This window comes from Micrococcus sp. 116, from assembly GCF_902506395.1.
GTDB lineage: Bacteria > Actinomycetota > Actinomycetes > Actinomycetales > Micrococcaceae > Micrococcus > Micrococcus luteus.
Genome location: NZ_LR732370.1, coordinates 2,334,882 through 2,348,554 on the forward strand (window position 1 = coordinate 2,334,882; position 13,673 = coordinate 2,348,554).

10 protein-coding genes and 1 pseudogene are annotated in these 13,673 nt (G+C 71.7%); 7 read left to right on the top strand and 4 right to left on the bottom strand.

Annotation, left to right across the window (positions count from 1 at the left end; translation table 11 throughout):
• Window positions 1-226: pseudogene (locus CITRIK5_RS10965) on the bottom strand (A/G-specific adenine glycosylase); the annotation flags it as partial.
• Between the two features lie 41 nt (window positions 227-267).
• On the opposite strand from CITRIK5_RS10965, the gene CITRIK5_RS10970 reads away from it, so the two are divergent.
• Window positions 268-1,098, top strand: coding sequence for a hypothetical protein (locus tag CITRIK5_RS10970; RefSeq protein WP_123244183.1), 831 nt, complete (start codon window positions 268-270; stop codon window positions 1,096-1,098).
• Window positions 1,099-1,111: 13 nt separating this feature from the next.
• Here the strand turns inward: CITRIK5_RS10970 and radA are convergent, their stop codons facing one another.
• Window positions 1,112-2,548: a DNA repair protein RadA gene (radA, locus tag CITRIK5_RS10975; protein WP_123244182.1), complete on the bottom strand. Its 1,437-nt coding sequence runs from the start codon at window positions 2,546-2,548 to the stop codon at window positions 1,112-1,114.
• 89 nt (window positions 2,549-2,637) lie between these two features.
• Window positions 2,638-3,807, bottom strand: a complete 1,170-nt coding sequence (locus CITRIK5_RS10980) for an aromatic acid exporter family protein (protein ID WP_060974249.1) — start codon at window positions 3,805-3,807, stop codon at window positions 2,638-2,640.
• A gap of 226 nt (window positions 3,808-4,033) precedes the next feature.
• Between CITRIK5_RS10980 and pstS the strand changes: the two genes are divergently transcribed.
• The 4 genes from pstS (at window position 4,034) to fbaA (ending at window position 8,720) form a co-directional block, all read left to right on the top strand.
• On the top strand, window positions 4,034-5,146 hold the full coding sequence (gene pstS, locus CITRIK5_RS10985) for a phosphate ABC transporter substrate-binding protein PstS (protein WP_060974250.1): 1,113 nt from the start codon (window positions 4,034-4,036) through the stop codon (window positions 5,144-5,146).
• 134 nt (window positions 5,147-5,280) lie between these two features.
• Window positions 5,281-6,237: a phosphate ABC transporter permease subunit PstC gene (pstC, locus tag CITRIK5_RS10990; RefSeq protein WP_060974251.1), complete on the top strand. Its 957-nt coding sequence runs from the start codon at window positions 5,281-5,283 to the stop codon at window positions 6,235-6,237.
• A gap of 1 nt (window position 6,238) precedes the next feature.
• Window positions 6,239-7,420 (top strand): phosphate ABC transporter permease PstA, encoded by a 1,182-nt coding sequence (pstA, locus tag CITRIK5_RS10995; RefSeq protein ID WP_049147799.1) that lies wholly within the window; start codon window positions 6,239-6,241, stop codon window positions 7,418-7,420.
• 277 nt (window positions 7,421-7,697) lie between these two features.
• Window positions 7,698-8,720 (top strand): class II fructose-bisphosphate aldolase, encoded by a 1,023-nt coding sequence (gene fbaA, locus CITRIK5_RS11000; RefSeq protein WP_095695227.1) that lies wholly within the window; start codon window positions 7,698-7,700, stop codon window positions 8,718-8,720.
• Between the two features lie 59 nt (window positions 8,721-8,779).
• Here fbaA and CITRIK5_RS11005 read toward each other — a convergent pair whose 3' ends face one another.
• Window positions 8,780-10,246 carry a helix-turn-helix domain-containing protein gene (locus CITRIK5_RS11005; protein WP_078025969.1) on the bottom strand — a complete coding sequence of 489 codons (1,467 nt, stop codon included), beginning with the start codon at window positions 10,244-10,246 and terminating at the stop codon, window positions 8,780-8,782.
• Between the two features lie 269 nt (window positions 10,247-10,515).
• Here CITRIK5_RS11005 and aceA point away from each other — a divergent pair, with 269 nt between their 5' ends.
• A complete protein-coding gene (aceA, locus tag CITRIK5_RS11010; protein WP_119217599.1) occupies window positions 10,516-11,823 on the top strand; it encodes an isocitrate lyase in 1,308 nt (435 codons plus the stop codon).
• 33 nt (window positions 11,824-11,856) lie between these two features.
• The gene (gene aceB, locus CITRIK5_RS11015) at window positions 11,857-13,620 is read left to right on the top strand and encodes a malate synthase A (RefSeq protein WP_080772563.1); all 1,764 of its coding nucleotides are present in this window, start codon (window positions 11,857-11,859) and stop codon (window positions 13,618-13,620) included.
• The last annotated feature ends 53 nt before the right edge of the window (window positions 13,621-13,673 follow it).

Below are 13,673 nucleotides of genomic sequence, written 5' to 3' on the forward strand. Positions count from 1 at the left end.
GGTCCGCGGGGGTGGGCCAGCGCTCCAGCCACTCCCGCCAGCGGGGCAGCACCCTCACGACCGGTGTCTGCTGGAGCATGATCTCCGAGACGAGCACGCCCCACGGGGAGCAGTCCGGGCTGCGCCAGGGAAGGTCCCGGGCGTGGACGGCGAACCAGCCCAGCACCGCGTCGTGCAGGCGCGGCACGTCCACCGTGGGCGGGACGAGGGGGGCGGGCGCGGGCATGGCGTCCACTGTAGGGTGCGCCGCCGCCTACCCTGGATCGCATGCCGTCTCGTCCGACTTCCCCCGGGTCGAAGCCGTCCCCCGCCGTCTACCGCCGCCGGCGGCTCGTGGCCGCCCTGCTCGCCCTCGTGCTCCTGCTCCTGGTGGGGTGGGCCGTCGTGGCGCTCGTCCGCGCCGGGATCGGCGCCTTCTCCTCCGAGGACGCCGACCCCTCCGCCGCCCCGACGCCGGTGCACTCCCCGTCGCCCGCCCCGGCGACGGACGCCGAGTCCGGCTCCGCCTCGCCCACCGTGGCCCTCGAGGACGCGGCCGAGTGCCAGCCCTCGGACCTGCGGATCACCGCCTCCGCGGACCGGTCCGAGTACCAGCGGGGCGAGGAGGCCGAGCTGCGCCTGGGCATCACGAACCTCTCCTCGACCCCGTGCCGCACGGATGTGGGCACGGCCCGACAGGAGTTCAGGATCCGCACGGCCGAGGGCGACGACGTCTTCTCCACCCGCATCTGCCAGGCGGACCCCGCGGAGGCCCAGCGGGTGCTGTACCCGCACGAGGAGCTCACCGCCGTGTACCGCTGGTCCGGCCGTGCCTCGAGCCAGGACTGCGGCCGACTCGGCGCTCTCGCGGAGCCCGGGCCCCATCTGCTGACGGTCAGCCTCGGCGACGTCACCTCCCGCCCCGTGGCGCTGAAGATCCTCGAGGAGCTCGCCCCGGGGGCCCAGGACAGCAGCTCCTCGGCCACCCCCTCCTCGAGCGGCAGCACCTCCCCGTCGGGGTCCGCCTCAGCTCCGGCGTCCGCCTCAGCATCGGCGTCGGCTTCGCCGTCCGCGGCGCCGGCCACGACCACCGACCCGTCGCCGTCGCCGTCCCGCTGAGCCGGGCGCGTCGTCAGCGGCCGGGGCCAGCCTCCGGACGCGCGGCCGGGCCGCCGCCCGTCCACGTGGGGATCGTAGCGAGGGCCTCGCCGATCGAGCCGACCTCCGCCACCGTGAAGCCCGCCGGGACGTCCCCGAGCGGCTCGGGGGAGCGGGGGACCAGGGCGCGGGTGAAGCCCAGCCGCGCGGCCTCGCGCACCCGTCGCCCGATGCCGGGCACGGGGCGCACCTCCCCGGCCAGCCCGAGCTCGCCGACCGCGATCATCCCCTGCGGGACGGGGGCCGAGAGCTTCGCCGAGGCCACGGCGACGGCCACGGCCAGGTCCGAGGCGGGCTCCGAGAGTCGCACGCCGCCCACGGTGGCCACGTAGCAGTCGTCCTGGGCGAGGGCGAAACGGGCCCGGCGCTGGAGCACGGCCAGGAGCATGTTCACGCGCGCCGCGTCCACGCCGGAGACGGTGCGGCGCGGGCTGCCGCCGGCGGACGGGGTGAGCAGGGACTGCACCTCGGCCACGAGCGGGCGCCGGCCCTCGAGCGTCACCGTCACGCACGTGCCCTCGACCGGCTCCGAGACGCCCGAGAGGAACAGACCGGAGGGGTCGTCCAGGGACTCGATGCCGTCCTCCCGCAGATCGAAGCAGCCGACCTCGTCCGTGGGCCCGAAGCGGTTCTTCACCGCACGCACCAGTCGCAGCCGTGAGTGGCGGTCCCCCTCGAACTGGCAGACCACGTCCACGAGGTGCTCGAGCAGCCGCGGACCCGCGATGGTCCCGTCCTTCGTCACGTGGCCCACCAGGACCGTGGTGATCCCCTTCTCCTTGGCCGTGCGGATGAGGCTGGCCGCCACCTCGCGCACCTGGCTGACGCCCCCGGCGATCCCGTCCACCTCGGTGGACTGCAGGGTCTGCACGGAGTCTACGATCACCAGCTCCGGGTCCGTCCGCTCGATCTGCCCCAGCGCCCGACCCAGGTCCGTCTCCGCCGTCAAGCGCAGGGTGTCCGCGATCGCCCCGATCCGGTCTGCGCGGGAGCGCACCTGCGCCGCCGACTCCTCACCCGTCAGGTACAGCACCGAGCGCGGACCGCCGCCGCCCGCGCCGCGGGCCGTCTGGGCGGCCACGTCCAGCAGCAGCGTGGACTTGCCGATGCCCGGCTCGCCGGCCAGCAGGATCACCGCGCCCGGCACGAGGCCGCCGCCGAGCGCACGGTCCAGCTCGCGCACCCCCGTGGAGCGGAACGAGGCCAGCGTGGCGTCCACGTCCGCGATGCGCGGCGCGACCTCCGCGACCGTGGCCGCGCGCGTGCGGCCGGTGGTGGACGTCAGCCCGATCTCCTCGACCGTGCCCCACGACTGGCACTCCCCGCAGCGGCCGACCCACTTCACGGTGGTCCAGCCGCACTCGGTGCAGCGGTATCCGGGGGCGCGCTTCGGGGCGGTCTTGGTGGCCATGCGCCCACTCTAGGAGCCGGGGCGGACGCGTTAACCGGCCCGCGCACGGCCCCGCCGTCGACCGCCGGGGCCGCGCTCCGCCGTCGGGCTCAGACGCGGGGCAGGTAGGCCCGCGCCTCGTCGTGCTCGGCGCCCGTGGCCTCGATGAGGTCCACCATCATCGGCCGCAGCAGCATCACGAGCGCCTCGCCGTGCACGGACCCGCCGCCCAGCTGGTGCGGGTCCAGTGCGGACGCGGACGCCCCCAGGGCGTCCCGCGCCACGGACAGCGAACGGTGGCGGCCCTCGGCCTGCGGCTCCACGAGGGAGCGGTGCAGGATCTCGACGGCGTCCGCGGCGTCGTCGAACCAGGCGGCCAGGCGCTCGCGGTCGTCGTCGTCGAACACGCCCTCGTCCAGGACCGAAACCACCCGCCGGGCCACGATCCGCAGGGAGCGCACCGCCAGGTCCGAGCGATCCGCCGCGTTCACCGCGTCGTCCACGAAGGAGCGCGAGGAGCGGTGCAGCGGGTTGAACACGGTCTGCTCATGCGTGACGCGCAGCTCGTTGCGCAGCGCCTCCAGCGTGGTGTGCGTGCCGCGGCTGGCCACGAGCGCCATCCACGCGGTGCGGGAGTCGTCGTCCCGCAGGGCCCGGGAGAGGTCGCGCAGCACCGTGGCGATCGAGTTGTAGAGCCCACCCAGCTGACGCACCGCGGGGCGTCGCACGTCCTGGGGTGAGAGGAACGTGACGAGCAGGGCCAGGACGCCGCCCACGATCGCGTCCTGGCTGCGGACGAACGGCCCTCCCGCGCCGATGGGCAGGAGGACCACGAGGACGGACTGCAGGGACATCTGCATCGTGAACGTGGCGCCGGAGTCCAGGAACCGGGCCACCATCACGGACACGAACACGACCACCGAGGCCTGCCACAGGCCGCGGCCGAGCCCGACCATGAGCAGGTCCCCGATCAGGATGCCGACGGTGCAGCCGACGGCGACCTCGGCCACCTTGCGCAGCTTCGGCTCCCGTTGGAAGCCGAGGGCGATCAGCAGGGCGGTGGAGGCGAACAGGGGCTGCTGGTGGCCCAGGATGGTCTCCGCGAACCAATAGGCGCCCACCGCGCAGACCGCGACGAGGGCGGCCTGGCCCACGGAGGAGCGGACGCGGGACCAACCCGCACGGGCGCGCCGACGCAGGAAGCGGCCGAGGCGCTCCCCGCGGGTCTGGGGGTCGACCATCGGCACCGTGCCCGTGGCGGTGGCGAAGCGGTCCGTCATGCGGCCAGCCTAGTCCGACGCCGCGGAGCCCCCGCCGTGCGAGGCTCAACCAAGCATTGTGACCCACGGCACAGCTCATTCCTGCGAATGCCGCTCCCGTTCACCATCTGTTCACCCCGGCCGAGCACTCGATTCACCTCTGGACCGTACGGTCGAGTGCGGTGCAGAACCGGGCCAGCCGGACGCTCTGCCCTCACCGTCGTCATCCGATTGAAAGAGGCTCTTCGTGAAGGCTCTCCGCTTCGGCCGCTCCGCCGCCCTCCTGTCCGTGGCCGCCATCGCCCTGACCGCCTGCTCCTCCGCGGACAGCGGCAACGGCGGCTCCGATGCCTCCGGCTCCGCCGGCGGCGAGCAGGGCACCACCTCCGAGGTCCAGGGCAACCTGGTCGGCGCCGGCGCCTCCTCGCAGGAGGCGGCCATGACCGCCTGGACCCAGGGTGTCACCGAGACCGCTCCGAACCTGACCGTGCAGTACTCCCCGGACGGCTCCGGTGCCGGTCGTGAGAAGTTCCTCGCCGGTGCCACCTCCTTCGCCGGCTCCGACGCCGCCCTCAAGGAGGAGGAGGCTGAGTCCGCCAAGAAGAACTGCGGCGACGAGGGCGCGTTCCACGTGCCGGCCTACATCTCCCCGATCGCCGTGGCCTACAACCTGCCGGGCGTCGATGACGTCAAGATGGACGCCGAGACCATCGCCAAGGTGTTCTCCGGCGAGATCAAGAACTGGAACGACGAGGCCATCGCCGCGCAGAACGAGGGCGTCGAGCTGCCCGACACCCCGATCACCGTCGTGCACCGTTCCGACGACTCGGGCACCACCGAGAACTTCACCGCCTACCTCACCGAGGCCGCCGGCGATGCCTGGTCCTACGACGAGGTCGAGACCTGGCCGTCCGACATCACCGCCGAGTCCGCCCAGGGCACCAAGGGTGTCGTGGGCCTGGCCTCCCAGACCGAAGGCGCCATCACCTACGCCGACGCCTCCGCCGTGGGCGAGCTGGGCACCGTGTCCGTGAAGGTCGGCGAGGAGTACGTGAAGTACTCCGCCGAGGCCGCGGCCGCGACCGTCGAGAAGTCCGAGGCCAAGGAGGACGGCTCGATCGAGCTCGACCGCGCCACCGACGAGTCCGGCGTGTACCCCGTCGTGCTGGTCTCCTACCACATCTACTGCAACCAGTACGAGTCGCAGGAGACCGTGGACCAGGTCAAGGCCTTCGCCGAGTACGTCGTGTCCGAGGACGGTCAGAAGACCGCCGAGGAGTCCGCGGGCAACGCCCCGATCTCCGAGGACACCCGCAAGAAGGCCATGGAGCGCATCGAGGCCATCTCGGTCAAGGGCTGATGTCGCTTCTTGTCGGCTGACCCACCGCCGCTTCGGCCGCCGGGCCCCACGGGCCCGGCGGCTGAAGCCGCGTCAGGGCACTCGTTCGTCGCGGCCCGTCCATCACCACGCACGTCGATCTGAGGGAAGGCACCGTGTCCTCAACCACCAACGAGGCGGCACCGAAGCCGTCCAGCCTGCGCGGCCCCCGCCGCGGAGCCGCCGGAGACAAGCTCCTCTCCGGCGGGGCCCTGGCGGCCGCCGTCCTGATCCTGCTCGTGCTCGCCTTCGTGGCGGTCTTCCTCCTGACGGAGGCATGGCCTGCCCTGCAGCCGGGTGCGGAGCTCGTGTCTGCGGACTCCTTCTTCCAGTACGTGTGGCCGCTCATGGCCGGCACCGTGATGGTGTCGATCATCGCTCTGCTCATCGCCACCCCGGTCGCGATCGGCGTCGCCCTGTTCATCTCGCACTATGCGCCCCCGCGCATCGCGCAGTCGGTGGGCTTCGTGATCGATCTGCTGGCCGCGATCCCCTCCGTGGTCTACGGCGTGTGGGGCTGGCTGACGCTCGCTCCGCTGATGGTGCCGATCTACGGCTGGCTCAACGAGAACCTGGGCTTCATCCCGTTCTTCGGCGGCTCGGCCACCACCACGGGCCGCACCCTGCTGACCTCGGGCGTCGTGCTGGCCGTGATGGTCCTGCCGATCATCACCGCGCTCTGCCGTGAGATCTTCACCCAGACCCCGAAGCTCCACGAGGAGGCCGCGCTCGGCCTCGGCGCCACGCGCTGGGAGATGATCAAGATGACCGTGTTCCCGTTCGCCCGGGCCGGCATCATCTCCTCGATCATGCTCGGCCTCGGCCGCGCGCTCGGCGAGACCATGGCGGTCACCATGGTGCTCTCCGGCGGCGTCTTCTCCTGGTCGCTCGTGGAGTCCGGCAGGAACCAGACGATCCCGTCGGAGATCGCGCTCAACTTCCCCGAGGCGTTCAACATGCGCCTGAACGAGCTGATCGCTGCCGGTCTCATGCTCTTCATCATCACCCTGGCGGTGAACATGATCGCCCGCGCGATCGTGAACAAGCACAAGGAATTCTCGGGAGCCAACTGACATGAGCACTGTCTCGACTTCTCCCCGGGCCACCGAGGACAGCGTGACGCCGCGGCGTCACTCCCTGACCGAGGGTCAGAAGCCCGGCTGGACCTGGATGGCCGTCGCAGCTGCCGCGGCCGTCGTCGCCGCCGGCCTGACCGTGCTGCTCAGCGGCGCCTTCAACGTCGTCGGTTTCGTGATCATCGCCGCCATCCTCTACATCGCGGGGCTCTACGTGGCCACCCGCGTGATGGAGAACCGGCGCCGCGCCGCAGACGGCCTGTGCCGCAACCTCGTGTGGCTGGCGTTCCTCGTGGCCCTGGTGCCGCTGGTCTCCGTGCTGTGGTCGGTCCTCTCCGCCGGTCTGCCGACCCTGATCGCCAACCCGCAGATCATGGCGTACGACATGAAGGGCATCACCGGCATCGACGACTCGGCGTGGGTGGAGGACGGCAAGCCCGCCGGCGGGCTCGCGGGCGGTTTCGGCCACGCCCTGATCGGCACCGTCGTGATCACGATCATCGCGACCCTGATCTCCGTGCCGATCGGCATGCTCACCTCCATCTACCTGGTGGAGTACAGCCGCGGCGGCTGGTTCTCCCGCGCCATCGTGTTCTTCGTGGACGTCATGACCGGCATCCCCTCGATCGTGGCCGGCCTCTTCGCCTACGCCGCGATCACGTGGGTCCTGACCCTGGTCACCGGCAGCAAGTCCACCGCACTGCAGTCCGTGCAGATGGGTCTCACGGCCGCGATCGCCCTCTCCGTGCTGATGATCCCCGTGGTCGTCCGTTCCACGGAGGAGATGCTCCGCGTGGTGCCCAACGAGCTGCGCGAGGGCTCCTACGCCCTCGGCGTGCGCAAGTGGCAGACCATCGCCAAGGTGGTCCTGCCCACCGCGATCTCCGGCATCGCCTCCGGCGTCACCCTGGCCATCGCCCGCGTGGCCGGCGAGACCGCGCCGATCCTCGTGACGGCCGGCTTCGCCACCAGCATCAACTGGAACCCGTTCGACAACTGGATGACCGCGCTGCCGGTGTACATCTACCGCCAGCTGGTCGCCCCGACCTCGCCCACGGCGGCGGACCCCTCGACCGCCCGCGCCTGGGCAGCCGCCCTGCTGCTCGTGACCATCGTCATGCTGCTCAACCTGGCGGCACGGTTCATCGCCAAGGCGTTCGCCCCCAAGAAGGGCCGGTGAGGCCCGGCCGCCCGGAATCCCCCGGGCGGCCGGCCCCGACCCCGTCGCACCCGGCGGGAGGGGCGGCGTGCGGGGGCCATGGCGGTCTCCGGTCTCTCGGATGCGAATGTGACGCCGCTCACCCTAGGCCAACGGCGGGGTCGTGCCCAGGCCGGCGTCGCCGTCGGGTCCGGGACCCTGGGGCGGGTCCGGCCGCGCGGATAGGATGAGCCCGAGGGTGTCGCGCTCGCCGCGCTCCCCCCGCCTGCCCGAGTCGACGACGCCTAGGAGCTGCAGCATGCCCATCGCATCCCCGGAGAAGTACGCCGAGATGATCGACGCCGCCAAGAACGGCGCCTTCGCCTACCCGGCGATCAACGTCACCAGCTCCCAGACCCTGAACGCCGCCATCCGCGGCTTCGCCGAGGCCGGCTCGGACGGCATCATCCAGGTCTCCACCGGCGGCGCCGCCTACTTCTCCGGCTCCTCCGTGAAGGACATGGTCGCCGGCTCGCTGGCCTTCGCCGCGTTCGCGCGCGAGGTCGCCAAGAAGTACTCCGTGAACATCGCCCTGCACACGGACCACTGCCCCCAGGACAAGCTCGAGGGCTTCGTCCTGCCCCTGCTGGACGCCTCCGAGGCGGAGGTGAAGGCCGGGCGCGACCCGATCTTCAACTCCCACATGTGGGACGGCTCCGCCGAGACCCTCGAGGAGAACCTGCGGATCGGCCGCGAGCTGCTCGCGCGCACCCACGCCAACAAGCAGATCCTCGAGGTGGAGATCGGCGTCGTGGGCGGCGAGGAGGACGGCGTGGCCCACGAGATCAACGAGAAGCTCTACACCACCGTCCAGGACGGCATCGCCACCGTGGAGGCCCTCGGCCTCGGGGAGCACGGCCGCTACCTCACCGCGCTGACCTTCGGCAACGTGCACGGCGTCTACAAGCCGGGCAACGTGAAGCTGCGCCCGGAGATCCTGCAGGAGATCCAGCAGGCCGTGGGCGAGAAGTTCGGCAGGGAGCGCCCGTTCGACCTCGTGTTCCACGGCGGCTCCGGCTCCGCCGCCCAGGAGATCGCCGACTCGGTGGAGTACGGCGTCGTGAAGATGAACGTGGACACGGACACCCAGTACGCGTTCACCCGCCCGGTGGCCGGGCACATGTTCGAGAACTACGACGGCGTCCTGAAGGTCGACGGCGAGGTCGGCGACAAGAAGCAGTACGACCCCCGCGTGTGGGGCGCCAAGGCCGAGGAGGCCATGGCCGCCCGCGTGGTCCAGGCCTGCACCGAGCTGAACTCGGCCGGCAAGAGTATCGGCTGACCCCGCCGTCCGCCGCGCCGGCCCGCACCCTCGCGTGAGGGTGCGGGCCGGCGTCGTCCTCAGCCCTCCCGCTCCTCCTGGGCCTGGAGGAACTCGAAGACCTCACGCTCGTCCACACCGGGGAAGGTCTGCGTGGGCATGGCCGCCAGCAGATGCGCGTGCATGCGGGCCGCGGGCCACACGTGCCCGCCCCACGCGGCCTCGAGCTCGGGGTCGGGGCGGCGGCAGCAGCGCGGATCCGGGCACGTGGAGGTGACCCGGTGGCGGGTGTCCGCGCCGCGGAAGTACCGAGCATGCTCGAACGGGGTGCCCACGGAGAGGGCGAACAGTCCGTCGGGGCCGTTCTCGATCATCGAGGTGCACCAGAACGTCCCGTTGGGCGAGTCCGTGTACTGGGCGTGGGCGCGGAACCGGTCGTTGCGGGAGAACGCCTGCCGTGCGCCCCACTTCCGGCACGCCTGCTGGCCCTCGATCGCACCGGTGTGGTCGGCGGGGAACACGATCCCGTCATTCTCGTAGGCCTTGTGGATCACCCCGGTCTCGTGGACCTTCTGGAAGTGGCAGCGGATGCCCAGGTCCACGGTGGCCAGGTTGGTGAACCGGTGCGCGGCGGCCTCGTAGGAGACGCCGAACGCGTCCTTCAGGTCGTCCACGGACAGGTCCCGGCGCTTCTGGGCGGCCCGCAGCAGCGACGACGCCGCCCGCTGCGGCATGAGCAGCGCGCCCGCCAGGTAGTTCACCGCCACACGCTGGGCGAGGAAGTCCTCGTAGTCCCGCGGCTCGCCGTGGCCCAGGACGGCGGCGGCGAGGGCCTGGAGCACCACGGTGCGGCGGTCGTGGTCCGAGGAGCGGGAGCCGCTGATGTGGATGCGCCCGTGCTTGAGGTCCGTGACGGAGCGCGTGGAGTGCGGCAGGTCCGGGACGAAGCGCAGGGTGAAGCCGAGGTGCTCGGCCAGCTCCGAGACCGCGTGCAGGCCCAGCGGCCCGCCCGTGTGGCCGATCGCGTCGAGCAGCCGATGCGCCTCGGCCTCGAGGTCGGGGTAGTGATTGTCCACCGCGCGCATCCGGGCGCGCAGCTGGGCGTTGGCGCGGCGCGCCTCCTCGGGGGTGGCGGCCTGCTCCTCCAGGCGACGGCGCAGCTCGGCCTCCAGCCCCGCGATCACCTCGAGGACCTCGGTGGGGGTGCGGGGCCCGATGCGCAGCGGCGGCAGGCCGAGGGAGGCGTAGTGCTCCGAGCGCGCGAACCGTTCGACCTCGATCTCCAGTTCGGCCCGCCGGGTGGGGGCCCGGCCGGTGAGCAGGTCCTCGACCGGCACGCCCAGGACCTCCGCGATCCGCTGGACCAGCGAGAGCCGCGGCTCGCGGCGGGCGTTCTCCACGAGGGACAGGTGGGAGCCGCTCACTCCCGTGCGCTCCGCGAGCTGGTCCAGGGTGAGGCCGGCCTGCTTGCGCAGGTGCCGGACGCGGCGGCCCAGCGCGACGGTGTCCACGGTCGCGCTGTCCTCGGGAAGCGGGCGGGTCATCATGCGCGGAACTGTAGACGGAACCGGGGAGGAGATCACGTGTGACGGAAAGAAAGTCACATTCTTGACAAGCGGGGGGCCGTTGTCGTGACCCAGACCACACCGGGGCGCAAGGACCGTCACGTTCTGACCCAGTGGCAGGAACAGCCGGAGTTTCCACCGATTTTGTGCTCCAGAGGGCCTTGCCCGGGGCCAAGGTGGATGTCAACGGCAGCGACGGACACGTCGCACCGAACCCCTCACCGAACCGGACCGATCCTCAGGAGGACGTCATGACCACCCAGCCCCACCACTCCACTCCCGCCTCCGCCGAGCAGCTCCAGCACGACTGGGAGCACAACCCCCGCTGGGCCGGCGTCGAGCGCAGCTTCACCGCCGAGGACGTCGTCCGTCTCCGCGGCCGGATCCAGGAGGAGCACACGCTGGCCCGCCGCGGCGCCGAGAAGCTGTGGACCCAGCTGAAGGACGAGAACGCCCGCGGTGATTTCACCAACGCCCTCGGCGCCCTCACCGGCAACCAGGCCGTCCAGCAGGTCAAGGCCGGGCTGCGCGCCATCTACCTCTCCGGCTGGCAGGTCGCCGCGGATGCCAACCTCTCCGGCCACACGTACCCGGACCAGTCCCTGTACCCGGCCAACTCCGTGCCGCAGGTGGTGCGCCGCATCAACAACGCCCTGCTGCGCGCGGACCAGATCGAGCACGCCGAGGGCGTCAGCAGCGTCGAGGACTGGCTCGTGCCGATCGTGGCCGACGCCGAGGCCGGCTTCGGCGGCCCGCTCAACGCCTACGAGCTCATGAAGTCGATGATCACCGCCGGCGCCTCCGGTGTCCACTGGGAGGACCAGCTGGCCTCCGAGAAGAAGTGCGGCCACCTCGGCGGCAAGGTGCTCATCCCCACCGGCCAGCACATCCGCACGCTCAACGCCGCCCGCCTGGCCGCCGACGTCGCCGACGTGCCCAGCGTGATCATCGCCCGCACCGATGCCGAGGCGGCCACCCTGATCACCTCGGACGTGGACGAGCGCGACGCCGAGTTCATCACCGGTGAGCGCACCGCGGAGGGCTTCTACAAGGTCCGCAACGGCGTCGAGCCCTGCATCGCCCGCGCCAAGGCCTACGCCCCCCACGCGGACCTGATCTGGATGGAGACCGGCACGCCGGACCTCGAGCTGGCCCGGAAGTTCGCCGAGGCCGTCAAGGCCGAGTTCCCGGACCAGATGCTGGCCTACAACTGCTCGCCGTCCTTCAACTGGAAGAAGAACCTCGACGACGACACCATCGCCAAGTTCCAGCGCGAGCTGGGCGCCATGGGCTACACCTTCCAGTTCATCACGCTGGCCGGCTTCCACGCCCTGAACCACTCGATGTTCGACCTGGCCAAGGGATACAACGAGCGCCAGATGTCCGCGTACGTCGAGCTGCAGGAGCGCGAGTTCGCCGACGAGGCCCGCGGCTACACCGCGACCAAGCACCAGCGCGAGGTCGGCACCGGCTACTTCGACGCCGTGTCCACCGCCATCAACCCGGACAGCTCCACGGTGGCCCTGGCGGGCTCCACGGAGTCCGGCCAGTTCCACTGATCCGCTCAGCCGAGACCGCGAGGAGGCAGTCCCATGAGCCCGCAGACCACGACCCCCACCCTGCACGAGATCCATGCCGACGACGTTCGGGAGCACACGCCCCTGCCGCATGACGTGAGCACCCAGGCCATCCCCGTCGTCATCCCCGAGGGCGCCGCCCCCGTGGTGACCGTCCACGGGCCGGTCGACGGGCGGCAGGCCGAGATCCTCACGGACGAGGCGCTGGCGTTCCTCGGCCGCCTGCACCGGCTGGCCGAGGACCGCCGCCGGCGGCTGCTCGAGGAGCGGGAGTACACCCGGCGCCGCATCACCGACGGCTGGAACCCGCACTACCTGCGGTCCACCCGCCGGGTCCGCGAGGACGACTCCTGGCGTGTGGCGCCGCTGGCCCCCGGCCTGCAGGACCGCCGCGTGGAGATCACCGGCCCCGTGGATCGGAAGATGACGATCAACGCCCTCAACTCGGGCGCCTCGGGCTGGCTCGCCGACTTCGAGGACTCCTCGACGCCGTCCTGGGACCGGATGCTGGACGGGCAGGTCAACCTGTTCGACGCGATCCGCGACCAGATCGACTTCACCTCCCCCGAGGGCAAGGAGTACCGGCTGCGCGAGCGCGAGCTCACGGACCGGCCGACCATCATCGTCCGCCCGCGCGGCTGGCACCTCCTCGAGGACCACATCCGCGTGGACGGCGAGCCGATGGCCGGCGCCCTCGTGGACTTCGGCCTGTACTTCTTCCACAACGCCGACGAGCTGATCCGCCGCGGCCACGGCCCGTACTTCTACCTGCCCAAGCTCGAGTCCCATCTCGAGGCGCGGCTGTGGAACTGCGTGTTCGTGGCGGCGCAGGACGAGCTGGGCATCCCCCAGGGCACCATCCGGGCCACCGTGCTGATCGAGACGATCACCGCGGCGTTCCAGATGGAGGAGATCCTGTACCAGCTGCGCAACCACGCCGCGGGCCTCAACGCCGGCCGCTGGGACTACATCTTCTCCATCATCAAGAACTTCCGGGACCGCGGGGCCGAGTTCGTCCTCCCGGACCGCTCGGAGGTGACCATGACCCAGCCGATGATGCGGGCCTACACGGAGCAGCTGGTCCGGGCCTGCCACCGGCGCGGCGCCTCGGCGATCGGCGGCATGTCTGCCGTGATCCCGGACCGCCGGAACGAGGAGGCCAACGCCGCCGCGCTGGAGAAGGTGCGCGCGGACAAGGCCCGCGAGGCCGGCGACGGCTTCGACGGCTCGTGGGTGGCGCACCCGGACCTCGTGCCGGTCGCCCGGGAGGAGTTCGACGCCGTGCTCGGCGAGGCCCCGAACCAGATCCGCACCCGCCGCCGCGAGGACGTGGTGCCGGACGAGGCCGCCCTGCTCGACGTCGCCGCGACCACGGGCTCGGTGACCGAGGCCGGCGTGCGGATGAACATCGAGGTCGGGATCCGCTACATCGAGTCCTGGCTGCGGGGGAACGGCGCCGCCGCGATCCACGGACTCATGGAGGACGCCGCCACGGCGGAGATCTCCCGGTCCCAGATCTGGCAGTGGGCACACAACGGCACCGGTGTGCAGCTGACCGAGGGCGGCGTGCGGACCGCCAACCGCGGCTGGATGGAGCAGCTGATCCGCGAGGAGCACGCTCGGATCCTCGCCGGCCCGCTGCCCGAGGGCCACCGGTTCGAGGACGCGGTGCGCGTGTTCTGCGAGTCGGCCCTGCCGCCGGAGTACCCGGCGTTCCTCACCCTGGGCGCGTACCGCCGGCACTTCGCCGGTCAGGACGACGCCGCGGCGAAGGCCTGATCCGCCGGGCCCCACGACGACGGCCGGTCACCTCACGAGGTGACCGGCCGTCG